Origin of the sequence: Lentibacillus populi, assembly GCA_014642895.1 — a bacterium.
Lineage (GTDB): Bacteria > Bacillota > Bacilli > Bacillales > Amphibacillaceae > Lentibacillus_C > Lentibacillus_C populi.
In genome coordinates this window covers 90,622-112,892 of sequence record BMJD01000004.1, presented here as the reverse complement: position 1 = coordinate 112,892, position 22,271 = coordinate 90,622, and the positions used below count along the sequence as shown (strand labels likewise).

Below are 22,271 nucleotides of genomic sequence, written 5' to 3'. Positions count from 1 at the left end.
TTCCACAATGCATATAATGAAGATGGGGATAAGAGGGAGGGGATCCGCATGGCCATGGAACACCGTATTGAACGGATTAAAAAGCAGCTCCATGCACAAAGCTATAAGCTGACTCCACAACGGGAAGCGACGGTTAGAGTATTATTGGAACGCGAGGAAGACCACCTTAGCGCCGAGGATATTTATTTACTTGTAAAAGAAAAAGCGCCGGAAATCGGACTAGCTACTGTTTACCGTACATTAGAATTGTTATCGGAATTGAAAATTGTTGATAAAATAAACTTCGGTGATGGGGTTTCCCGTTATGATCTGCGTAAAGAAGGAGCAGAGCATTTTCATCATCATCTTGTCTGTATCGAATGTGGATCGGTTGAAGAGATTGTCGATGATCTATTAGGAGACGTTGAGAAAATTGTTGAGAACGATTGGGGATTTCAAGTAAAAGACCACCGCCTGACATTTCATGGTATTTGCAAGCAATGTCAGAAAGTTGCGGTTAAAACGACATGATTTGATACCCTGAAGGTTTTTTCCTGTAGGTAAAAATGACTACAGGAAATTCGCTACATACATATAAAAGATGTATGTGGAGATGTTAAAGGGAATGAAAGGAAAACTGTCCATAATTGGGCGGTTTTTTGTGTTTACAGGGGCAAAAAGACCTCATATTATTAGGAAATAAATGGATTTTTCTGTAACAATATTTCTGCAAAATTAACACATACTAATTTTGGAGACTGTTTTGAAGGCAGGGGTTAGTTTGTGTTTTTATTTATCGGAAAGGCGATTATTTTATACATCATAGCTATTGGTGTTATCCGGCTAATGGGAAAATCTGCTTTCGCCCAATTAACTGCTCACGATTTGACAGGTATTTTCTTTGTCATTACGCTGGCAATGGGACCATTAGTTACCGAAAAATTCAGCTATGCAATTGTCGGGGTAATGGTTATCGGTGTCCTGCATATTGTTTTATCGAAACTTACGCTTATCAATGCACTGAATAAGATTTTCATCGGTCAGCCTACTTTGATAATTAAACATGGAAAATTGATAAAGGAAAATTTAAAACGGACCCATTTTACATTGGCTGGAGTGTTGTCAAGTCTCCGGGAAAAAGGTTATCCAGACTTAACGCTTGTTGAGTTTGCCATTATTGAAACGAGTGGGGAGATTAGTATTATCCCAAAACGGGAGACTGCGCCGGTAACACCAGGCCAGTTAGGGATGAAAACCGACTATCAAGGCATTCCGATAGCTGTAATCGTCGAAGGAAAGATTCAGTATCGAAATTTAAAATATCTTAATAAAGACGAACAATGGCTGAAAAAAGAATTACAATTAGCCGGTTATCCAGATCAGGAAACTATTTTCTATGCAGCCGTACGTGACAAAGACCACCATTTGGTGACGATCGATTTGGGAATGGGAAGCTCTTACTAATTTTGCTTTATCTATTTCGTTAGGTAAACTAGCTCGTTATATACAATTCTCTGTCGTCGCCAGGTTTTTCTAATGAAATGCTTAATAGTGTTTCATTATTCTGGAGAGTATTCCGCTGACTCTGAAGTGCAGAACTGCAGTCAGTCTTCCTGATTTACAAACCGAAGAAAATAGGGTATTTTGAAAGTAGGTAATGTTGTAATTGAAATCGATTACGTACTGTTTTCTGCGAATCCGGTTTCTGACCCATTAAATAATGAGGCAGATGTACGTTTTTCTTAGGCTTGTATGTATATTGTTCCTCTTTTTTGGCATATCTTTTAAATAAAGCAGCTATTTTAAAAGGGGATATGCCACGTGAAGCAGATGATATGGGATACAATAAAAATTTTTGTTATTTTCATTGCCTGTACGTTTTTGTTCTATTTCGGTTTGCGGATTATGAACACCGAATATGAACAAATGCATCGTTACGATTCGCCTGAAGGTCCATCCGTGAAAGTCTTTAAGGCAGATCAAAGTTTCGTTGATCGTTTGAACTTATTTTTCCGATTAGGAGAGTAATAGCTATGCTGGTGTCTCAATTAGAAGATTTTTTTCATTATCTGCAAATTGAACGCGGGTTATCTGACAATACATTAAAATCATATCGACGGGACTTGAAACATTATCTTCACTACGTTGAAAAAGTCGCACAAAGGTCAAAGTGGGAAATGGTTCAAAGAAGCGATATTACAGGATTTTTGTATATGTTAAAAGATAACGGAAAATCCGCTGCGACAATCGCCAGAACCCTGTCATCGATTCGATTATTGCATCGCTTTTTAATTGGTGAACAGCTAGTTTCTCATGATGCCAGTTTACATATTGAAACACCGAAGCTGGAAAGAAAACTTCCGGATATCCTTTCTCCAAAGGATGTAGAAGCTTTGCTTTCCGTCAGCGGGAATTCACCATTGAAAATACGGAATAAGGCAATGCTGGAATTATTGTATGCAACAGGACTGAGGGTAACGGAATTAGTTTCGCTTAAAGTTACTGATCTTCATTTGACAATGGGCTTTCTTAGATGCCTTGGTAAAGGATCGAAGGAAAGAATTGTACCGCTTGGCAATATTGCGAAAGAAGCTGTGGATGATTATTTACAGCGCGCACGCAGCAGGTTGGTAAAACGGAATGGGACGGATGCGTTGTTCGTCAATCAGCATGGCAGACCACTGACACGGCAGGGGTTTTGGAAAATCCTTAAGGCCGAAGCAAGGGATGCGGGTATCACGAAAACAATAACTCCCCATACATTACGGCATTCATTCGCCACACATTTATTGGAAAATGGGGCTGATTTACGTTCAGTACAGGAAATGCTTGGGCACGCGGACATTTCCACGACACAAATCTATACACATGTAACAAAAGCTAGATTGAAAGATGTGTACAAAACCTATCATCCACGGGCATAAATTTTTACGAGCAGTTGTCTGACATCCTACAACATAAACGCAAAAGCGGAAGCGCCCGGTTAGCGGCGTATGGACTGCGCCCTGCCATGCAGGGTGGTTCGGTGTTGCCGCGCAAAGCGGCGATTTTAACCGAACATTCCTACGCAGGAGATAAAGGAAACACGGTGAGCTGGGGGCTGCAGGATGCAGGTCAGTTCGGTGTTGCAACAGGACGTTGCGATTTTAACCGAACTTCCTCTTTCACCGATGTTGACTTATCGTACGGAGGTGAAGGAAGTCCACTAGCCGCTGGGCGCTAGAGCTGGACGTGGCTATTTCGGAATTTAATTTAACTCGTATAGGACAGTTAAATGGTACTCTAAAGTAGTAGAATAGACATAAATAGGAAAGATAACTATGGGAGGTTTTATAATGGATAAATTTAAACGCGTATTTTTGATTGTAATGGACTCAGTTGGAATCGGAGAAGCACCAGACGCAGAAAAATTTGGTGATGCAGGTGCCGACACATTAGGTCATATTGCTGAGAAAATGAATGGGCTGGATATGCCGAATATGGGCAAATTAGGACTTAGCAATATCAGACAGATTGACGGGATAGAAAAAGCTGCATCGCCAATGGCCTCATACACCAAAATGCAGGAAGCATCGAATGGTAAAGACACGATGACCGGTCACTGGGAAATCATGGGGTTAAACATTCAGCAGCCTTTTCGAACTTTTCCCGACGGATTTCCGCCTGAATTAATCAACGAATTGGAAACGAAAACAGGACGAAAAATTATTGGAAATAAACCTGCATCAGGAACCGCGATCCTTGATGAGCTTGGTGAGGAGCATATGAAAACCGGTGCATTAATCGTCTATACGTCAGCTGATTCCGTATTACAAATTGCCGCCCATGAAGAAGTAGTTCCACTTGATGAACTGTATCAAATCTGTGAAATCGCCCGCGAATTAACCCTTGATGAACGGTACATGGTAGGGCGGGTCATTGCCCGGCCATTTGTTGGCAAACCAGGTGCATTTGAACGGACCTCCAATCGGCATGATTACGCATTGAAACCATTTGGCCGTACCGTGATGAACGAATTAAAGGATAGCGGCTATGACGTGATTGCGCTTGGGAAAATTTCTGATATTTATGATGGTGAAGGGGTTACCGAGACAATTCGGACAAGAGACAACGAGGATGGGATGACAAAACTGGTTGAATCGATGAAAAAAGATTTTAACGGTATCAGCTTTTTAAACTTGGTGGACTTTGATGCAAAATATGGTCACAGGCGTGATCCAATCGGGTATGGAAAAGCATTGGAAGCATACGATGCAAGACTTCCGGAAGTATTGGAAAAACTTACTGATAACGATTTGCTGATTATTACTGCTGATCACGGAAATGACCCAATCCACCACGGAACAGACCATACACGCGAATATGTCCCATTACTTGTTTATCATCCAAATAGTAGCGAGGGAAAACAATTGCCATTACGGGAAACCTTCGCCGACATTGGGGCAACTATTGCCGATAACTTTGATGTGAAAATGCCTGCGTACGGCAAAAGTTTTTTAACGGAGATTTAAAGCAGGTACACCTCGGAAACCAGTGTATGAAATGGCGGTTTCCGAACCATACATAACGACAATTTTTAGGAGAGGAAGTATCTACATGAATCAGGTAGAAATCAACGAAGCAAGCACGTTTATCCTGGAAAAATTAACAGCTGAACCATCGATCGGTTTGATTTTAGGCTCTGGTTTAGGCGTACTAGCAGATAAAATAGAAAATCAGGTTGTTATTCCGTATAGCGAAATCCCGCATTTTCCTGTATCAACGGTTTCAGGCCATAAAGGACAGCTTGTGGCGGGAGTTTTGGAAGGTAAACAAGTTATTGCCATGCAAGGACGGTTTCATTTTTATGAAGGTTATTCCATGAAACAGGTAACGTTTCCAGTACGGGTTATGAAAGAAATCGGTATTACCTCACTTGTGGTGACAAACGCGGCTGGAGGGATAAATGAAAGCTTTGCTCCTGGCGATCTGATGTTAATAACCGATCATATCAATAATATGGGGACAAATCCGCTCATCGGTCCAAACGATGAGGCTATTGGAGCACGGTTCCCCGATATGTCGCAAGTGTATGATAAGGCATACATCAAGCACGCGGAAGCTTGTGCGAAAAAATTAGCTGTCGGTATTCAAAAAGGGGTATACGTTGGTAATACCGGTCCTGCGTATGAAACACCGGCAGAAATTAAGATGCTACGGAGATGGGGTGGTGACGCTGTCGGTATGTCAACCGTTCCAGAGGTAATTGTTGCCGGTCATGCAGATTTACGTGTGTTGGGAATTTCTTGTATTTCCAACATGGCAGCAGGGATCTTGGATCAGCCATTAACCCATCAAGAAGTAATCGAAACAACGGAAAAGGTTCGGGAAAACTTTTTACAATTTGTACAGGAAATTGTCCGTACATTACCAACAGAAAAAGGTGATATGAAATGAGAATGTTTGACATTATAGAGAAAAAACGGGATGGAGGAGAACTGACCGAACAGGAAATACATTTTTTCGTTAATGGATATACGAATGGGGAAATCCCTGATTATCAAGTTAGTGCATTATTGATGGCCATTTATTTTCAGGATATGACGAAAGCAGAACGGGCTATTTTAACCTCAGCAATGGTCGATTCCGGTGACAAAATAGATCTGTCAGCCATTTCCGGTATAAAGGTTGATAAACATTCGACAGGTGGTGTTGGGGATACGACAACATTAATTTTGGCACCTCTTGTAGCGTCACTAGGCGTGCCTGTCGCAAAAATGAGTGGCAGAGGTTTAGGCCACACCGGGGGCACAATTGATAAATTGGAAGCTGTTCCCGGATTTCACGTTGAAATAACGGGCGATGAATTTATTAATTTGGTAAATAAAAATAAAGTTGCGGTTATTGGTCAGACAGGCAATTTAACACCTGCTGATAAAAAACTTTATAGTCTGCGGGACGTTACAGCTACCGTAAATTCAATTCCACTAATCGCAAGTTCGATTATGAGTAAAAAGATTGCCTCCGGAGCTGATGCGATTGTGCTTGATGTCAAGACTGGAGCAGGTGCATTCATGAAAAATCTCGATGATGCTCGGGAGCTGGCACATGCAATGGTTTCCATCGGTAATCACGTCGGCAGAAAAACAATGGCGGTGATTTCGGATATGAGCCAGCCGCTTGGTAAGGCAATTGGCAATGCACTTGAGGTAAAAGAAGCAATCGATACATTAAAAGGGAACGGGCCGGAGGACTTAACCGAGCTGTGCTTAACCTTAGGCAGCCAGATGGTTGTTTTAGCTAACAAAGCAGGCAGTCTGGACGAGGCAAAAGCAAAATTGAAAGCAAATATCGAAAACGGCAAAGCATTGGAGCAATTTAAAATTTTTCTAGCGTCACAGGGTGGTGATGCATCGGTTGCCGATAATCCAGATTTGCTTCCGCAAGCCACCAACAAAATCGAATTGTCGGCCAAAAAATCCGGAACCATTCAACACATTGTCGCCGATGATGTCGGTACGGCTGCCATGATGCTTGGGGCTGGCCGTGCGACAAAAGAATCAGTTATTGATTTAGCTGTCGGAATTGTTTTAAATAAAAAGGTTGGTGATCCTGTCAAAGAAGGGGAATCGCTGTTAACCATCCATACGAATCAGGATTCAATTGAGGATGTTAAAGAAAAATTATATGCTAGTATCGCTATTTCCGATGAGCATGTTTCTGCACCATCTTTAATTCATGATGTTGTTACAAAACAACGATAAACACAGGCGGAAGCACACCTGCGGTTGAACCAGATTTGGACATAGCCAATTAGCACTGTTATTCGCAATTCATTAAAAATTGAATTTCCTAGCAGATAAAAGCACACATTAATTATGTGTGCTTTTTTAAGTTATAAAAAATTATATTCATGGCAATCCTAGAGTTATATTGACTCTTGGAGGTAAGGTTATGAAAAAATATGTTTTACTAGTTAGTATGGTTCTTTCATTACTATGCGCCACGACGGTACCTGTATTTGCCGAGGAGAAGGATGCTGCTGAAGCGGATCAAACTCCAAACCTTGCACCTGATGCAAAGTCAGCAATACTAATGGAACGTGACACGGGAAAAATGCTATTCGATAAAAATGCAAACGAAAAGCTTCCGCCTGCAAGTATGACAAAAATTATGACCCTATTATTAATTATGGAGGAGCTGGACAAAGGAAACGTAAAGCTCGATGAAAAAATTCAAATAAGTGAACGAGCAGCATCCATGGGAGGATCTCAATTATTCTTGGAAGCTGGTGAGGAAATGACCGTCAATGATCTATTAAAGGGTATTTCCATTGCGTCGGGAAACGATGCGAGTGTGGCAATGGCTGAGCGATTAGCCGGCAGTGAAGAAGCATTTGTCAAAAAGATGAATAAAAAAGTAAAAGAATTAGGTTTAAAAAATACACATTTTCAAAATTGCACCGGACTTCCGGCAGAGGATCATTACAGTACTGCCTATGATATGGCGGTAATGGCAAAAGAACTATTAAAATACGAAAAGATCACGGATTACACATCAATCTATGAGGATTATTTACGAAAAGGAACAGAGGATGAGTTCTGGTTAGTCAATACCAATAAACTGGTGAAGTTTTACCCTGGTGTTGATGGACTCAAAACTGGTTATACAAATGAGGCGAAATATTGCTTGACAGCGACTGCCGAGAAAGAAAATATGCGCGTCATTGCTGTCGTTATGGGGGCAAAAACAACAAAAGAACGTAATGCAACCGTTACCCAGATGCTAGATTATGCCTTTAATCAGTTTGGAACAAAGAAATTATTTGAAAAAGGGCAGCCAATTACAACATTAAATTTATTAAAAGCTGAGGATGAGAAGATAGACGTTGTTGCGTCGGAATCAATTAGTACCCTTCACAAAAAAGGCCAAGAACCAAAAGATATTAAAACTGTTGTTAAACTGAAAAGTAATTTTACTTTGCCATTGAAAAAAGGGGATCATGTGGGGACATTAGTTGTCAAAAACGGGAATAAAGTGTTGTCCGAAACGCCATTAACGATTGGAAAAGATGTGGAGCCTGCATCGTTTTTAACGTTATTTAAACGTTCCATTGGTGAAATGGCAAAAAGCCGTTAACGTTCGGGGAGAAATGAGGGCAAAAACTGAAGATCAAGGGAAAGACTCCTTACGCTTTTGCACTATTTTGGTCGAATTTCTTCTTCTTTTGTCAACGTGCAGGAATTGACCCGCTTTATATGGAAATGAAAAGGTACAACGTATTGTGAGGAGGAGACATAAAATGGGGCTTGAGACAATGTTTGATGTGAAAGAAGATGTTTTAATTGTTCGTTTGTCCGGTGAACTCGATCACCACGAAACGGAGAACCTGCGTAACGAATGGAAGGACATGATGTATAAAAACGCTGTAAAGCATGTTGTTCTTAATTTGGAATCTGTTTCATTTATGGATAGCTCGGGACTTGGGGTGATATTAGGACGATATAAAGAAGTGCTGCAGCTAGGTGGAGAAATGGTCATATGTTCCGTTTCGCCAGCAGTTAATCGTTTATTTGAAATGTCCGGCATTTTCAAAATTGTCCGGCTGGAGGAGAACGAACAATATGCGTTAGTTACGTTAGGGGTGGCTTCATGAATAATGAAATGGTTGTAGAATTTTCCAGTGTCAGTGAAAATGAGTCGTTTGCCCGTGTCACCGTGGCAGCATTTGTCACGCAAATGGATCCGACGATGGATGAATTGACGGAAATTAAAACAGTTGTATCGGAAGCGGTAACGAACGCCATCATTCATGGGTACAACAATGAACCGGATCATAAAGTTTCTATTACATGTGCATTAAGGGATGATGAGCTTGAACTAACCATTAAAGATGATGGTATCGGAATCGGCGATGTCGAAGAGGCAAGACAGCCATTGTTTACATCAAAACCGGAATTGGAACGATCTGGAATGGGTTTTACGATTATTGAGAATTTTATGGATTCGGTTAAAGTTATCTCGGAACCAGGTGCAGGAACAACCGTACAGATGACAAAACAGTTAACGAAAAACAGAACGGTAAGCAAGTAGGGAGACTTGCCCATGGATGTAAATGTAAAGCATTTAAATCGTAAAGATCCTTTAACCGATGAACAAGTAAAAGAGTATATTTATAAAAGTCAGCAAGGCGATAAAGATGCTAGAGATTTACTCGTTGAGAAAAATATACGACTTGTCTGGTCCGTAGTTCAGCGCTTTATCAACCGTGGCTATGATCCAGATGATTTATTTCAAATTGGCTGTATCGGCTTGATTAAGTCAATCGACAAGTTTGATCTGGCCTACGATGTCCGGTTTTCCACTTATGCAGTTCCCATGATTATTGGGGAAATACAACGGTTTATCAGGGATGATGGAAGTATTAAGGTAAGCCGTTCATTAAAGGAAATAGGAAATAAAATTCGCCGGAAAAAAGATGAATTAACGAAAAGGCTGGGAAGGTCGCCAACGATTCACGAAATAGCGGATGAACTAAACATTTCACCTGAGGATGTGGTACATGCCGAAGAAGCTGCGAAATCACCGCATTCCATTCATGAAACGGTGTTTGAAAATGATGGGGATCCCATCACCTTATTGGACCAGATTGCTGATCCGGATACAAGATGGTTTGATAAAATTTCATTGCAGGAAGCCATTAGGGGGTTAAATGAACGGGAGCGGCTAATTGTTTATTTGCGGTATTATAAGGACAAAACCCAGTCCGAGGTCGCAGAAAGATTAGGAATCTCACAAGTCCAGGTATCGCGGTTAGAGAAAAAAATATTACATGACATGAAAGATATAATGGGATAGCCAAAAGCAAAACACCAGCATGAGGTGTTTTGCTTTTTTGCTTATAAAATAACATTTTTAACGAATACTACATGCATGGGGTGATATGTATGACTGACATCGTTTATATCCGAATGAAGAAAAGTATTGAGATAACCGAACTCCAAACAATTCATCTGCAAGATATTGCCTATTTATCAACATCTTCAGAACATAAACAGGAAATGGAAGAGACTGTCCTGTACCGCATTACTAAAAAAGACCGGAATATCGTTATTATTGATAGCTTTATTATCATTGATCACTTACGAAAATTATTTCCGGGGTTAGAATTTCAGCTTGTTGGTCCGGCCCAGACGATTATCCGGATTGTGGAAAGAAAAAAATCACCATCGATTTTGCTTGCAGCATTTGTGTGGGTGTTATTATTCATTGGAGCAGCGATGACCATCATGAACTTTCATTATGATGTGAGTATGCAGGAGGTACAGCAAAAATTGCATTATATCTTAACTGGTGAGCATAATAAGTACCCGCTATGGATTCAAATACCATATTCATTTGGTTTGGGAATCGGCATGCTGCTGTTTTTCAATCATTGGTTTAAAAAACGGTTTAACGAAGAGCCAAGTCCACTTGAAATTGAAATTTTTAATTATCAGCAGGATCTTAACCAATATGTCATTCATTATGAAAATGAATTAAATGATAAATCATAGTTTCCATATTATCGTCGAAATAATTATTGGATTTGCGGGTGGTCTTGCTGTTGGAGGTGGATTTGTTGCGTTTTTAACTGTTTTGGGTATTATTCCCAGGCTGATTCAGTTGAGTAAAACAGATGGCCTGACTCGGGTTTATGGTGTATGTGTGATAGCAGGACTTTTATTTGGAACGTATATTTCTTTTACAAATGTAACATGGAATCAACCCCATGTTTTGTTCATTATCTGGGGCGGATTCCATGGTATTTTCAATGGTATGTTAGCAGCAGCCTTAACGGAAGTACTGAATGTTTTTCCAATTATCTCCAAGCGGATAGGGATGGAACGATACTTATTTGGATTGCTTATGGCTATCGTGTTCGGGAAAATTGCCGGTTCCCTGTTTCAATGGCTGATTTTTGTCAAGTAAGGAACAATCGAATGGAGTGTTAATAGACAATGGCGGAAACGAAAGAAAACAAAAGTCCGATTTCACCTGACATCAAGGATACAGAAGCTTACATGAAGAAACACATTGGAATTGGTGTCTCGTTTGATGCTGGGTTTCGGGAAATAACAGTATTGAAAACCAAAATCCAGCTTTATTATGTGAACGGTTTGGTTGATTCCTCCAACGTCATTCAAATTATGAAAGTCCTGGTTCAAATTAATGATAATGAGGGAAATCGCAAAAAGGTTCGGGAAATTGTTGAAAACAGATTGGTACATCAGCAGGTTGCACACACAAAATCAATGGATGAAGTAGTCGATCAAATGCTTTCCGGTTTAATTGTCATTTTTGTTGATGGTGAAAAAGAGGCTTTTATCATCGATGTACGCCATTACCCCGGACGAACTCCGGAAGAACCGGATACAGAGCATGTTGTGCGGGGTTCCAGGGATGGCTATACAGAGAATGTTATCGAAAATACCTCCCTTACGAGGCGAAGAATTCGTGATGAACGGTTGCGCAATGAAATGCTGAAGGTCGGCGAGCGTTCAAAAATGGATATTTGTATCAGTTATTTACAGGATGTCGTCGATGATGGATTAGTAAAGTTAATCAAGGAAAAAATTAGGGAAGTAGAAATTGACGGCATGTCCATGGCTGATAAAACACTGGAAGAATTTATCATTAAAAGCAAATGGAATCCATATCCAATGGTTCGCTATACGGAACGGCCAGATGTTGCTGCCCATCATATACTGGAAGGTCATGTAATAATTATTGTCGATACGTCACCAAGTGTGATTATCTTGCCGACGACTGTTTTTCACCATCTTCAACATGCAGAAGAATATCGCCAAAGACCTGCCGTCGGTACCTTTATCCGACTGATACGCTTTCTTGCCGTATTGTTGTCCATTTTTCTCTTGCCGTTATGGCTGTTATTTGCCATGGAACCAACTTTACTGCCAGATCCATTGTCGTACATTGGGCCAAATGAAAAGGGGAATATTCCTATTTACGTGCAAATCATTCTCGGTATTGTTGGTGTTGAATTTTTACGAATGGCTGCGATCCATACACCGACGCCCTTATCGACAGCAATGGGTTTAATTGCTGCGGTACTGATTGGGCAAATTGCAATTGACGTAGGAATGCTCAGCCCGGAAGTAATATTGTACGTTTCCGTCAGTGCAATTGGTGCTTATGTCACACCTAGTTATGAGCTTAGTGTTGCAAATAAAATGGTTAGTTTGTTTTTAGTATTGCTTACGGCGATTTTCGGATTAATTGGTTTGGCGATAGGGGTTACCGTATTTATTCTCTTTATCGTCAATTTAAAATCACTGCGGACACCTTACTTTTGGCCATTTATCCCATTTAACGCAAAAGCATTAAAGAATCTAATGATCCGTGTTCCAGTACCATACGATAACAGCCGTCCAAGTATTGTCCATCCAAGAAATACTTACCGGCAGCCCCTGTATCCTGTAAAAAAAGGGGAATAAACATCTCCCCCTTTTCATTTTTGCTTTATTGTGATAAAGTTTTTTAAGAACAAAAGCGGAAGCGCCCGGTTAGCGGCGTATGGAGTGGACTGAGCCGAAGGAGATAAAGGAAACACGGTGAGCTGGAAGCGAACCGATGTTGACTTATCGTACGGAGGTGAAGGAAGTCCACTAGCCGCTGGGCGCTGGAGCTGGACGTGGCTCACCTTGCCACGAACAATATCGGACCTAAATTTTTATACTTTTTAATAATATATAGCAGTAGGGCAGGGGAAGTACATGATAATCGATAACCATCCATTTTCAGTCGATCAGGGACATTTAATGATCGGCGGATTAAATACAATAGATTTAGCAAAAAAATATGGTACACCTTTATATGTTTATGATGTTTCATTGATTCGAAAAAATTGCCGGGCATTCGTTAATACATTTGAACGGCTGGATATAAAAGCACAGGTTGCTTATGCTAGCAAAGCCTTTTCATCGATTGCGATGCTTCAGGTAGTGAAGCAGGAAAATTTAAGCCTGGATGTTGTTTCTGAAGGGGAATTATATACAGCATTACAGGCCGATTTTCCGGTAGAACGCATTCACTTGCATGGAAATAATAAAAGTATGAATGAAGTCAACATGGCTATTGAACATGACATTGGCTGTATTGTAATTGACAATTTTCATGATATAGCGCTTGTGGATACGTTGTTGAAAAAGCATGACAAACAAATGGACGTTTTAATGCGGGTTACGCCCGGTATTGAATCGAAAACACATCAGTACATTATGACGGGAAATGAGGATTCCAAATTTGGTTTTAATTTACGGAACGGACAAGCTTATAAGGCGTTTCAACTGCTGCATAATCATCCATTTATCCGGTTGAAGGGGCTGCATTGCCATATTGGGTCACAAATATTTGAGACGGATCGTTTTTTGATGGCAGCAGATCATCTTTTTGCCGAAATTGCAAAATGGCGCGAACTGTATGGCTATATACCGGAAGTGTTAAACCTTGGCGGCGGTTTTGGGATTCGTTATACAGAGGAAGATAATCCAATCCAATTAAGCAGATATGCTGAGGCACTTGCGGAAGCTGTCAAGCAGCACGCTGCGAAGTTATCCATTCCTTTACCGGAGATCTGGATTGAACCAGGCCGTTCCATCGCCGGGAACGCGGGAATAACATTATATACGGTTGGAGCCATGAAACAAATTCCGGGAGTCCGGCAGTATCTATCGGTTGATGGCGGTTTGACTGATAATTTGCGTCCTGCGTTATACCAAGCAAAATATGATGGTGTCATTGCAAATAAAGCAGATTTTCCGCCTACACAGACAGTGTCGATTGCCGGGAAATGCTGTGAATCCGGTGATATGTTAATTTGGGATTTACCGGTACCAGATGTTGATGATGGTGATATTCTTGCTGTCTTTTCAACCGGTGCCTATGGATATTCCATGGCCAATCATTACAACCGGTTTCCCAACCCGGCTGTTATCTTTGCAGAAGACGGCATAGACAAGCTTGTTGTTGCCAGAGAAACGTATCAGGATGTGGTAAAGCACGACCTGTCCTATGAATAAATTCGCTAGTAACGCGCCCAGTAACTAGGTCTATTAGTGGGGCGCGTTTAATTATTCTTTTAAAATATCCAAATTAATGATAAGATGAACATTGATTTACATTACATAAAAACATGAACACACAGAACAAAGGCGGAAGCGCCTGATTAGCGGCGTATATGCTGCGCCCGCGCAACGCAGGTGGTTCGGTGTTGCTGCCGGGAGCAGCGATCTTAACCGAACAAACAACCGTAGGAGATAAAGGAAACATGCCACAAAAAAAGGGGTAAACGTGAGTTGGACGCAAAGTCCGCTTTTAGTCGGCCTTCCTTCTTACTCGAACCGATGTTGACTTATTTTACGGAGGCGGGTGTTGCATACTAGCCGCTGGGCGCTGGAGCCGGACGTGGCCTACTCTGGCATGAGCAGAATAGAGTCTGGATTTTTATACTTTCTTATCAATTGAAAAAGGAGATGCAGCAATGACTAAAAAAGGATATATTTTGATGGAAAACGGGAACAAAATTGAATTTGATTTGTATCCGGGGGAAGCCCCAGGTACGGTGGCGAACTTTGAAAAATTGGCAAATGAAAATTTTTATGATGGATTAACGTTCCACCGTGTTATTCCCGGATTTGTCAGCCAGGGTGGTTGCCCAAACGGGAATGGTACCGGCTCTGCGGGCTACACCATTAAGTGCGAAACGGAAGGGAACCCGCATAAACATGTCGAAGGTTCATTATCAATGGCACATGCCGGTAAGGATACCGGAAGCTGCCAGTTCTTCATCGTTCATGAAGCCCAGCCGCATTTAGATGGTGTACACACTGTTTTTGGACAAGTAACATCCGGAATTGAACATGCGAAAGAAATGCAAAATGGTGATGTAATGAAGGAAATAAAGGTGTTTGAAGTGTAGCTTTGCATGTGACATTTCCCGTTTAGCTTTAGGAAGTGATGTATGGATATTTATTTATTATTATGGCTCGTGCTTTTTACAGCTCCGGTAAGTACAATGTTACATGAACTTGGACATGTACTTGGTGCAAAATGGGCAAAAGCCGATTCTATAACGCTTTCCGTGGGGGCTGGAAAAAAGCTTATTACTTTTTCATTTAAACAAATACAAATAGATGTATTTACGCTATTCTTTTTGGGTGGTTCTGCCTATAGTGAACGAAACATTCCGTATAAACCAATGGAGAAAATTTGTATTAGTCTGGCGGGCCCTGTCAGCAATGGGCTTGCAGCAGCTATCGTTTGCGTTTTGTTCGGTTCCTCCAATGTCTTTGTGCAAGTATTGATTTTATTTAATATCTGGCTTGCCGTTATCAATATTATTCCATTTAAACTAAACGGAAAACAATCGGATGGCTATACAATCGTAAAAACAGTTTCACAAACGTACACAAATTTCAAATAACCGAATAAATAGTAGTATGACTTAATGGAAAGCTGTCAATGCTGTAAAGGGATGAATGAAGGTTGAATCAACGTAAAAAAAATTGGATTTTGTTTTCAATACTACTTGTAATTGGCATGATATGGGGCATTATTTATTGGGTTGCGTTTGTTTTTTAATTAGTTGAATTTGACAATTGCAATTTGTTAGGGCATTAATAGATAATATACAACTGCTGATTCGAAATAAGTTTAACTATTTTGGGGCAGACGCTGCAGGATGTTTTTCTACTCTCCGTGGTTGGAAAGTTATTTTCATAATGAGGGGTATCTATGTTAATTCGTTATAAAAGGAATTTGGAAAAAATTGCAATGGGTTTACTATCTTTTATGCCAGAAGAAAAAGATGTAAAAAAATTGCAGCAAACCATAAAAGAATACGAAGAAAATCCGGATTGGCATCTTTTTCTTTGGAAAGAAGATGACGTTCTAGGTGCAATTGGATTAAGAATAGAAGATGATATTAACGCGGTTATTCAGCATATATCAGTTAACCCGTCACATCGGAATTCAGGAATCGGCCGAAAAATGGTCCATGCGATAAACAATATGTACCAGGATAAATATGCTGTCTGTGCAGAAGAAAATATCCAGACATTTTATAATAAATGTGGTCAGGATGACAAAGAGAAGGAAGACGACTAAAACTTCTTTATGAAAGTCCTTCATATTACGTTTAAATGGTTTATGGATGGTCAAAGAGCCAACCCTTTATGATCGGGTTGGCTCTTTGTAACCGTTCATTGTTAACAAAAGAATGATTGGTCAATCAACCTGGTATTGCATATGCAATTCAATCTTACCTTTTTATAGCCATGCAGCACCAACGATGATGAGTAAAATGAACAATACGACGATTAACGCAAATCCACCGCCATAACCTGCACCCATAATGAAATTCCTCCTTTTCGTCTTAAAGAATAAATGTCTTATTCGAGTGAGTTCAAAAAGGAGGGATAATAAGGACCATAAACTTCGACGCGACACTAGAAACTGGCCAGCTGAAAACATCGAAGTATCCTTTTTACCGGACTTTTTGAACTTCCTCTTTAAAAACATTTATCTTACGTTAATAACGTATGTAGGTAATCAGCAGATTGTATAGGCGATTATGACGGTTCTTTATTTTTTTCAGGTGAATCCGTCCATAACAAAGTGAAAGGAAGAAGCAGGATGAATCAAGCATATCAGGTAAAAATAGATTCATTTGAGGGTCCGCTTGATTTGTTATTACACTTAATTAACAGTTATGAGATTGATATATATGATATTCCTGTTGCCCAAATTACGGAGCAATATATGGAATATATCCATACCATGCAGCAATTGGAACTAAATATTGCCAGTGAATATTTGGTTATGGCGGCAACGTTGCTCGCGTTAAAAAGCCAGATGCTGCTGCCCAAACAGGAAATGGATACGGAAGAGGATGACTATGCAGAAGATCCTCGTGATGAGTTGATGGGCAGGTTGATTGAGTACCGAAAATATAAACAAGCTGCTGAAAATTTAAAAGAAAAAGAAATGGATGCGAATCAAATTTTTACACGATCACCAGTCGTGTTTGATGATATTGATTTGCAGCAGCCGGTTGTTCAAGGTGACATTTCGATATATGAAATGTTAGGAGCCCTTGGCAAAATGCTAGAACGGAAAAAGTGGAAAGAGCCAATGGAAACGACCATAAAACGTATTGAAATTTCGATTGAGGAACGGATGGAGGAAGTCATACAAGTTGTCAAAAATGCGCAGGCTGGTGTTTCGTTTGATCATCTGTTCAGCTATCGATCACGTTCTCATATTGTGGTAACGTTTATGGCACTATTGGAATTAATGAAAAATAAAGCAGTGTATTGTGAACAGGAGAAACAGCTTGAGACATTATACGTGTTTTATATGGGGGAAAATGAATGAAGATGACAGAGCTAAAAGCAATTCTTGAAGGATTGCTGTTTGCCAGTGGTGATGATGGAATCACTGTCAAGCAATTGTCACGAATACTCGAAGTAAATGCAGCGACGGTTGAACATCTGCTTGAGGAATTAAAATACGATTATGAGCATGTCGAACGCGGGATGATGATTATGCAATCGCATCAAGTGTTCCATTTAACAACAAAACCGGAGCATAGCGCCTATTTCAAAAGGCTGCTGGAAACTCCGCAAACGTCACGAATGTCACAGGCGGCTTTGGAAACGTTGGCAATTATTGCTTACCGGCAGCCAATAACCAGAACAGAAATTGAGGAAATCCGCGGGGTAAAGAGTGATCGACCAGTACAGACATTGCTTTCCAGATCGCTGATTGAAGAGGTAGGAAGGCGGGATGGTGTTGGCAGGCCGATCCTGTTCGGGACAAGTAAAGATTTTTTAATCTATTTTGGCCTTACATCGTTAGAGGAATTACCACCATTACCTGAAAATGTTGATCAGGAAGATATCGAGCACGAAGCCGATTTATTTTTTGAAAAGTTTCATACACAAATGGATAACAACATGGCTGACTAGAACCCTTGCATACTATTTTACTGCAAGGGTTTTGTTAATTTTTTTACACACTTCTGATTCAGATAGGCATACGATACATGGAGGTGATTTTATGAATAATCGTAAACAGTCTTATTTGAAAAGTCTTTGGCAATGGGGAGAAGATACAAAAAGGGCGTTATCTGCTTCACAAGAGGGAATTTCCAGTTATCGGATCAAGGAACTGGAGGCATGGCAAGACAAGGTGAAAAAAGGTCTTTCCTCTATGGCAGATCTTGGGGAGCAGGAGTTGATTTCACTACGAGATGAGGGGGAACGAATGCTTTCCGAAATGAGAGCAGAAACAAATCATGGGCTGGAAAGAGCTGTTCCATACGGAAAGCATAGACTTCCGCCGCTTCCTTATGCATATGATGCGCTGGAACCATATATTAATCAAGAAATTATGCGTCTTCACCATGATGAGCATCACCAATCCTATGTTGATGGATTAAATAAAGCAGAGAAAGAATTGTATAAAGCAAAACAAAGAAGGAGGATAATCTGATCAAACATTGGTTAAGGGAACAGGCATTCCATGGCTCCGGGCATAACCTGCATACGATTTTCTGGTTTAACATGACTCCGGAATCGGGTAAAAAGCCTGTTGGTGAAATCGCAAAGCGTATAACGAAAGATTTTGGATCGTGGGGAGCTTTTAAAGACATATTTACAAAGGCAGCTGCATCCGTTGAGGGGGTCGGCTGGGCAATACTGGCATGGAATCCAAGAAGCGGGAGGCTCGTTTTACAAACATTTGAAAAGCATCAGCTTTTTCAAATTGCGGATATTATTCCTTTACTAGTATTAGATATGTGGGAACATGCCTACTATTTACAATATAAAACAAATAAAAATGAATATATCGACAATTGGTGGAACGTTGTTAATTGGGATGATGTTAATAAAAGATACATGGAAGGGAAAAAAGTTAAATGGCCACTGTTTTGACATTATAAATGAAGCGTGATGGGGTTCTGCTGTATTTTGATTAACCAAAAAGCACCAACATTTTATTCATATCGAAAGCTGTCCGGCATAAAATATACAGACATAAACTCTGGAGGAGGACTCCATCATGCGTTTTGTATTCGTTACGATTATTTTTTGTCTGTTGTTCAGTGTTTTTCTATATCCGGCAATCGGACAAGCTAAACCTGACACATCAGCCAATAATGCTGTTTTAATAGAACAATCGACAGGCCGTGTCCTTTATGAAAAAAATGCCCATGACAAGCGGTCGATAGCAAGTATTACCAAAATTATGACTGCTATTATAGCAATTGAATCCGGCAAGATGGATGAGATGGCAACAGTATCAAAGCGGGCAGTCTATGCAGGTGGTTCCTCCATCTACCTTGAACAGGGAGAAAAGATGAAACTGAAAGATCTGGTTTATGGATTAATGCTTCGTTCCGGTAACGATGCGGCAGTTGCGATTGCAGAACATGTTGGCGGCAGTGTGGAGGGCTTTAGTTATTTAATGAACGAGAAAGCACGATGGCTGGGAATGACCAATACAGAGTTCGATAATCCGCATGGGCTGGATTCAGAAAGCCACTATTCCACTGCCTATGATATGGCACTGTTAATGCGCTATGCGATGACAAATGATCTGTTTAAGAAGATAACCGGAACCACTACCTATAAAGCCAGTACACGGGAATATGCCTGGAGAAATAAAAATAAACTATTAACCTCGTATTATGATTATTGTACTGGGGGAAAAACCGGTTTTACAAAAAAAGCTGGAAGAACACTGGTGTCTACTGCACATAAAAAGGACATGGATCTGATTGCCGTTACCTTGAATGCTCCCGATGACTGGCAGGATCATATCGGTATGTATGAATGGGCCTTTGATACATTTAACATGACGTCCATATTGAAAAAAGGGGAAAAAACGTATCAGATAAATGGAGACGAAAAAATCACTAGCGGTTTTATTAATCGTAATGTGACATATCCTTTAGACGACCAGGAGCTGGAAAAAATCAGCAAAAAAACGTTTCTTTTAGAACAGGGCAGCCAGAGAGATCAAGCTATCATCGGCAAGACAATTTTTTACCTTGATGAGACACCAATAAGCGAAGTACCCATTTTTAGCGGGACTCAGCATAGAACAAAGGATAATTTGTTTACCGAAACAGCATCAATATTACAGCGAATGGTAGGGTTGTATTAATATGGTAAATATAATTTGGGCAGCTATGGCAATCGTCGGTATCCTTTATGCCATGTTTAACGGGACGATGGAAGACGTGAATAAGGCACTGTTTGAAAGTGCGGATGAAGCTGTGACGATATCGATCGGGTTAATCAGTATATTGGTATTTTGGCTTGGAATTATGAAGATTGCCGAGAAAGCAGGCATTTTACAAATACTTGCAAAACTGTTTCGACCGGTTGTTGTCAGACTATTCCCCGAAATACCAAAAGATCATCCGGCAATGGGGTATATTTTGTCCAATTTTACAGCAAATGTATTTGGCTTGGGGAATGCTGCCACACCAATGGGTATCAAAGCAATGGAACAGATGAAAGAGTTAAGTGGAACAGATACCGCATCACGGTCGATGATTACTTTCTTGGCATTGAATACTTCAAGTTTGACTCTAATCCCGACGACCGTGATCGCGATACGAATGCATTATGACTCCGCATCACCAACGGAAATTGTTGGAACTACGATAATTGCAACAATCATTTCAACGCTAGCTGCCGTAGTGGTTGATCGAATTTTTTACTACCGAAGTATTAGGAGGGGATAGCTTGGCTGTCATTACACTAATTAGTACATGGCTCATTCCATGTTTTATTATGCTTGTACTTATCGTAGCGACATGGAAGCGTGTTCCTGCATATGAACTGTTTGTTGAAGGAGGAAAGGAAGGTGTTAAGATGGCATTTTCTTTGCTTCCTTTTTTAGTAGGGATGATTGTTTCGATTGCTATTTTACGGGCATCGGGTGCGTTAGATGCCTTTATCGGACTTATATCGCCGGTTTTAGGCTTTTTTGGTGTCCCGCCGGATATTGTGCCGCTCGCTCTCGTAAGGCCAATTTCAGGGACCGCTGCATTGGGCGTAACAACGGAACTGATTGATACCCACGGACCCGATTCCTTCATTGGACGACTGGCCTCGACCATGCAAGGCAGTACAGATACAACATTATATATATTAACCATCTACTTCGGTGCTGTTGGTATTAAAAAAATGAGATACGCCTTAAAGGTTGGACTTATTGCCGATTTAATTGGTATAATTGCCTCCATCATAATCGTTACCATTGTATTTGGATAAGCTTTTACAGTAGCGTTAACTTAGAGTTAACGCTATTATTATGTTGTTGGAAAAAACAAAAGCAGAAACGCGCCAGTTGACTTATCGTAGGGTAAGTGTTGCCAGCTAATCGCTGGGGCTGGACGCCGTAAAAGCGCCAAACGACCGGAAATTCATCCGTATTTACAATTAAAATATAAGGGAAACATGGTGATATACATGACAAACAAATTCGAACGACTGCAAAAAGTGATTGCGAAAAGTGGGGTAACATCCAGACGAAAAGCAGAACAGTTAATTACAGACGGCAAGGTAAAAGTAAATGGCAGCATTACGACTGAACTGGGAACAAAAGTATCCACAGCTGATGAAATTGAAGTAAACGGGGTGCCATTACAACAGGAGGCACTTGTATATTATATGCTTTATAAACCACGAGGCGTTATATCAAGTGTGAAAGATGACAAGAATAGGAAGGTAGTGACCGACTTTTTCCCGGGGATCCAAGAACGGATTTTCCCAATTGGCAGGCTCGACTATGATTCGTCGGGTATTATTTTACTGACAAATGACGGGGAATTTGCCAATCATTTAATGCATCCGCGTTATGGTATTGAGAAGGTTTATGTTGCGAAGGTAAAAGGTATCCCAAGCAAACCGGAGTTAAATAAGTTGCGAAAAGGGATAAAAGTGGACAGGGACATATTAAAAGCAGTAGGATACAAATTTTTATCTACCGATAAAGATACGAATACAGCCATTATCGAGATCACATTACAAGAAGGGAAAAACCGTCATATCCGGCGTATGATGGAGCAACTGGGCTATCCGGTTACGAAATTAAAACGGGAACGCTACGGGGTATTGACATTAAAAGGGCTTAAACCTGGTGAATCAAGGCCTTTAACCCCGCATGAGGTAAAGATGATGCGTCAACAGGCAAGCAAAATTGTTGAATAATAGTCAAATTTACCAATCTGCTTA

26 protein-coding genes and 1 pseudogene are annotated in these 22,271 nt (G+C 40.5%); 26 read left to right on the top strand and 1 reads right to left on the bottom strand.

Annotation, left to right across the window (positions count from 1 at the left end; all coding sequences use genetic code 11):
- Nucleotides 1-54: 54 nt before the first annotated feature.
- The 19 genes from fur to IEX12_RS04575 all read left to right on the top strand — a co-directional run bounded on the left by fur (nt 55) and on the right by IEX12_RS04575 (nt 16,125).
- Nucleotides 55-510 (top strand): ferric iron uptake transcriptional regulator, encoded by a 456-nt coding sequence (gene fur / locus IEX12_RS04665; RefSeq protein ID WP_088050999.1) that lies wholly within the window; start codon nt 55-57, stop codon nt 508-510.
- 252 nt (nt 511-762) lie between these two features.
- Nucleotides 763-1,443 (top strand): DUF421 domain-containing protein, encoded by a 681-nt coding sequence (locus tag IEX12_RS04660; protein WP_088050527.1) that lies wholly within the window; start codon nt 763-765, stop codon nt 1,441-1,443.
- A 366-nt stretch (nt 1,444-1,809) separates the two neighbouring features.
- Nucleotides 1,810-2,007, top strand: a complete 198-nt coding sequence (locus IEX12_RS04655; protein ID WP_088050998.1) for a DUF4227 family protein — start codon at nt 1,810-1,812, stop codon at nt 2,005-2,007.
- A gap of 5 nt (nt 2,008-2,012) precedes the next feature.
- Nucleotides 2,013-2,903 (top strand): site-specific tyrosine recombinase XerD, encoded by an 891-nt coding sequence (xerD, locus tag IEX12_RS04650; RefSeq protein ID WP_088050526.1) that lies wholly within the window; start codon nt 2,013-2,015, stop codon nt 2,901-2,903.
- 104 nt (nt 2,904-3,007) lie between these two features.
- Nucleotides 3,008-3,202, top strand: coding sequence for a hypothetical protein (locus IEX12_RS04645; RefSeq protein ID WP_088050525.1), 195 nt, complete (start codon nt 3,008-3,010; stop codon nt 3,200-3,202).
- A gap of 112 nt (nt 3,203-3,314) precedes the next feature.
- Nucleotides 3,315-4,490, top strand: a complete 1,176-nt coding sequence (deoB, locus tag IEX12_RS04640; RefSeq protein ID WP_102415133.1) for a phosphopentomutase — start codon at nt 3,315-3,317, stop codon at nt 4,488-4,490.
- Nucleotides 4,491-4,575: 85 nt separating this feature from the next.
- Nucleotides 4,576-5,415 carry a purine-nucleoside phosphorylase gene (locus IEX12_RS04635; RefSeq protein WP_088050523.1) on the top strand — a complete coding sequence of 280 codons (840 nt, stop codon included), beginning with the start codon at nt 4,576-4,578 and terminating at the stop codon, nt 5,413-5,415.
- On the top strand, nt 5,412-6,722 hold the full coding sequence (locus IEX12_RS04630; protein ID WP_088050522.1) for a pyrimidine-nucleoside phosphorylase: 1,311 nt from the start codon (nt 5,412-5,414) through the stop codon (nt 6,720-6,722). The genes IEX12_RS04635 and IEX12_RS04630 overlap by 4 nt, the downstream gene beginning before the upstream one ends.
- Before the next feature lie 190 nt (nt 6,723-6,912).
- Nucleotides 6,913-8,097 carry a D-alanyl-D-alanine carboxypeptidase family protein gene (locus IEX12_RS04625; protein WP_102415135.1) on the top strand — a complete coding sequence of 395 codons (1,185 nt, stop codon included), beginning with the start codon at nt 6,913-6,915 and terminating at the stop codon, nt 8,095-8,097.
- Between the two features lie 163 nt (nt 8,098-8,260).
- A complete protein-coding gene (gene spoIIAA / locus IEX12_RS04620) occupies nt 8,261-8,614 on the top strand; it encodes an anti-sigma F factor antagonist (protein ID WP_088050520.1) in 354 nt (117 codons plus the stop codon).
- Nucleotides 8,611-9,051, top strand: a complete 441-nt coding sequence (gene spoIIAB / locus IEX12_RS04615; protein WP_088050519.1) for an anti-sigma F factor — start codon at nt 8,611-8,613, stop codon at nt 9,049-9,051. Before spoIIAA ends, spoIIAB begins: the two co-directional genes overlap by 4 nt.
- Nucleotides 9,052-9,063: 12 nt before the next feature.
- The gene (gene sigF / locus IEX12_RS04610) at nt 9,064-9,816 is read left to right on the top strand and encodes an RNA polymerase sporulation sigma factor SigF (protein WP_088050518.1); all 753 of its coding nucleotides are present in this window, start codon (nt 9,064-9,066) and stop codon (nt 9,814-9,816) included.
- Between the two features lie 89 nt (nt 9,817-9,905).
- Nucleotides 9,906-10,514, top strand: coding sequence for a stage V sporulation protein AA (locus IEX12_RS04605; protein WP_088050517.1), 609 nt, complete (start codon nt 9,906-9,908; stop codon nt 10,512-10,514).
- Nucleotides 10,501-10,929 (top strand): stage V sporulation protein AB, encoded by a 429-nt coding sequence (locus IEX12_RS04600; RefSeq protein ID WP_088050516.1) that lies wholly within the window; start codon nt 10,501-10,503, stop codon nt 10,927-10,929. The genes IEX12_RS04605 and IEX12_RS04600 overlap by 14 nt, the downstream gene beginning before the upstream one ends.
- A 29-nt stretch (nt 10,930-10,958) precedes the next feature.
- Nucleotides 10,959-12,455 carry a spore germination protein gene (locus IEX12_RS04595; protein ID WP_088050515.1) on the top strand — a complete coding sequence of 499 codons (1,497 nt, stop codon included), beginning with the start codon at nt 10,959-10,961 and terminating at the stop codon, nt 12,453-12,455.
- Between the two features lie 279 nt (nt 12,456-12,734).
- Entirely contained in the window at nt 12,735-14,039 is a 1,305-nt protein-coding gene (gene lysA, locus IEX12_RS04590) for a diaminopimelate decarboxylase (protein WP_102415136.1), read from the top strand.
- A gap of 461 nt (nt 14,040-14,500) precedes the next feature.
- Nucleotides 14,501-14,938, top strand: a complete 438-nt coding sequence (locus IEX12_RS04585) for a peptidylprolyl isomerase (protein ID WP_088050513.1) — start codon at nt 14,501-14,503, stop codon at nt 14,936-14,938.
- 42 nt (nt 14,939-14,980) lie between these two features.
- On the top strand, nt 14,981-15,442 hold the full coding sequence (locus tag IEX12_RS04580) for a M50 family metallopeptidase (protein ID WP_088050512.1): 462 nt from the start codon (nt 14,981-14,983) through the stop codon (nt 15,440-15,442).
- 311 nt (nt 15,443-15,753) lie between these two features.
- Nucleotides 15,754-16,125, top strand: a complete 372-nt coding sequence (locus IEX12_RS04575; RefSeq protein ID WP_088050511.1) for a GNAT family N-acetyltransferase — start codon at nt 15,754-15,756, stop codon at nt 16,123-16,125.
- 162 nt (nt 16,126-16,287) lie between these two features.
- Here the strand turns inward: IEX12_RS04575 and IEX12_RS04570 are convergent, their stop codons facing one another.
- A complete protein-coding gene (locus IEX12_RS04570) occupies nt 16,288-16,371 on the bottom strand; it encodes a YjcZ family sporulation protein (RefSeq protein WP_064503397.1) in 84 nt (27 codons plus the stop codon).
- A 282-nt stretch (nt 16,372-16,653) separates the two neighbouring features.
- Between IEX12_RS04570 and IEX12_RS04565 the strand changes: the two genes are divergently transcribed.
- The 7 genes and pseudogenes from IEX12_RS04565 (at nt 16,654) to IEX12_RS04535 (ending at nt 22,247) form a co-directional block, all read left to right on the top strand.
- Nucleotides 16,654-17,394, top strand: a complete 741-nt coding sequence (locus IEX12_RS04565) for a segregation/condensation protein A (protein WP_188724737.1) — start codon at nt 16,654-16,656, stop codon at nt 17,392-17,394.
- Nucleotides 17,391-17,987 carry an SMC-Scp complex subunit ScpB gene (scpB, locus tag IEX12_RS04560; RefSeq protein ID WP_088050509.1) on the top strand — a complete coding sequence of 199 codons (597 nt, stop codon included), beginning with the start codon at nt 17,391-17,393 and terminating at the stop codon, nt 17,985-17,987. The genes IEX12_RS04565 and scpB overlap by 4 nt, the downstream gene beginning before the upstream one ends.
- Nucleotides 17,988-18,078: 91 nt before the next feature.
- Nucleotides 18,079-18,956 (top strand): annotated as a pseudogene (locus tag IEX12_RS04555) (superoxide dismutase).
- Nucleotides 18,957-19,083: 127 nt separating this feature from the next.
- Nucleotides 19,084-20,190 carry a D-alanyl-D-alanine carboxypeptidase family protein gene (locus tag IEX12_RS04550; RefSeq protein WP_188724736.1) on the top strand — a complete coding sequence of 369 codons (1,107 nt, stop codon included), beginning with the start codon at nt 19,084-19,086 and terminating at the stop codon, nt 20,188-20,190.
- A gap of 1 nt (nt 20,191) precedes the next feature.
- Nucleotides 20,192-20,776, top strand: a complete 585-nt coding sequence (locus tag IEX12_RS04545) for a nucleoside recognition domain-containing protein (RefSeq protein WP_088050507.1) — start codon at nt 20,192-20,194, stop codon at nt 20,774-20,776.
- 1 nt (nt 20,777) lies between these two features.
- Nucleotides 20,778-21,308, top strand: a complete 531-nt coding sequence (locus tag IEX12_RS04540) for a spore maturation protein (RefSeq protein ID WP_088050506.1) — start codon at nt 20,778-20,780, stop codon at nt 21,306-21,308.
- Between the two features lie 198 nt (nt 21,309-21,506).
- Nucleotides 21,507-22,247, top strand: coding sequence for a pseudouridine synthase (locus IEX12_RS04535; RefSeq protein ID WP_088050505.1), 741 nt, complete (start codon nt 21,507-21,509; stop codon nt 22,245-22,247).
- Nucleotides 22,248-22,271: the final 24 nt, after the last annotated feature.

Bases quoted from the DNA above. Each gene is read 5' to 3' on its own strand.
- IEX12_RS04535 (WP_088050505.1), top strand. From the start codon at position 21,507: ATGACAAACAAATTCGAACGACTGCAAAAAGTGATTGCGAAAAGTGGG.
- IEX12_RS04550 (WP_188724736.1), top strand. From the start codon at position 19,084: ATGCGTTTTGTATTCGTTACGATTATTTTTTGTCTGTTGTTCAGTGTT.
- IEX12_RS04580 (WP_088050512.1), top strand. From the start codon at position 14,981: ATGGATATTTATTTATTATTATGGCTCGTGCTTTTTACAGCTCCGGTA.
- IEX12_RS04655 (WP_088050998.1), top strand. From the start codon at position 1,810: ATGATATGGGATACAATAAAAATTTTTGTTATTTTCATTGCCTGTACG.
- spoIIAA (WP_088050520.1), top strand. From the start codon at position 8,261: ATGGGGCTTGAGACAATGTTTGATGTGAAAGAAGATGTTTTAATTGTT.
- IEX12_RS04585 (WP_088050513.1), top strand. From the start codon at position 14,501: ATGACTAAAAAAGGATATATTTTGATGGAAAACGGGAACAAAATTGAA.
- spoIIAB (WP_088050519.1), top strand. From the start codon at position 8,611: ATGAATAATGAAATGGTTGTAGAATTTTCCAGTGTCAGTGAAAATGAG.
- lysA (WP_102415136.1), top strand. From the start codon at position 12,735: ATGATAATCGATAACCATCCATTTTCAGTCGATCAGGGACATTTAATG.
- IEX12_RS04565 (WP_188724737.1), top strand. From the start codon at position 16,654: ATGAATCAAGCATATCAGGTAAAAATAGATTCATTTGAGGGTCCGCTT.
- IEX12_RS04570 (WP_064503397.1), bottom strand. From the start codon at position 16,371: ATGGGTGCAGGTTATGGCGGTGGATTTGCGTTAATCGTCGTATTGTTC.
- fur (WP_088050999.1), top strand. From the start codon at position 55: ATGGAACACCGTATTGAACGGATTAAAAAGCAGCTCCATGCACAAAGC.
- deoB (WP_102415133.1), top strand. From the start codon at position 3,315: ATGGATAAATTTAAACGCGTATTTTTGATTGTAATGGACTCAGTTGGA.
- IEX12_RS04575 (WP_088050511.1), top strand. From the start codon at position 15,754: ATGTTAATTCGTTATAAAAGGAATTTGGAAAAAATTGCAATGGGTTTA.
- IEX12_RS04545 (WP_088050507.1), top strand. From the start codon at position 20,192: ATGGTAAATATAATTTGGGCAGCTATGGCAATCGTCGGTATCCTTTAT.
- IEX12_RS04625 (WP_102415135.1), top strand. From the start codon at position 6,913: ATGAAAAAATATGTTTTACTAGTTAGTATGGTTCTTTCATTACTATGC.
- IEX12_RS04600 (WP_088050516.1), top strand. From the start codon at position 10,501: ATGATAAATCATAGTTTCCATATTATCGTCGAAATAATTATTGGATTT.
- IEX12_RS04595 (WP_088050515.1), top strand. From the start codon at position 10,959: ATGGCGGAAACGAAAGAAAACAAAAGTCCGATTTCACCTGACATCAAG.
- sigF (WP_088050518.1), top strand. From the start codon at position 9,064: ATGGATGTAAATGTAAAGCATTTAAATCGTAAAGATCCTTTAACCGAT.
- xerD (WP_088050526.1), top strand. From the start codon at position 2,013: ATGCTGGTGTCTCAATTAGAAGATTTTTTTCATTATCTGCAAATTGAA.
- IEX12_RS04605 (WP_088050517.1), top strand. From the start codon at position 9,906: ATGACTGACATCGTTTATATCCGAATGAAGAAAAGTATTGAGATAACC.
- IEX12_RS04630 (WP_088050522.1), top strand. From the start codon at position 5,412: ATGAGAATGTTTGACATTATAGAGAAAAAACGGGATGGAGGAGAACTG.
- scpB (WP_088050509.1), top strand. From the start codon at position 17,391: ATGAAGATGACAGAGCTAAAAGCAATTCTTGAAGGATTGCTGTTTGCC.
- IEX12_RS04635 (WP_088050523.1), top strand. From the start codon at position 4,576: ATGAATCAGGTAGAAATCAACGAAGCAAGCACGTTTATCCTGGAAAAA.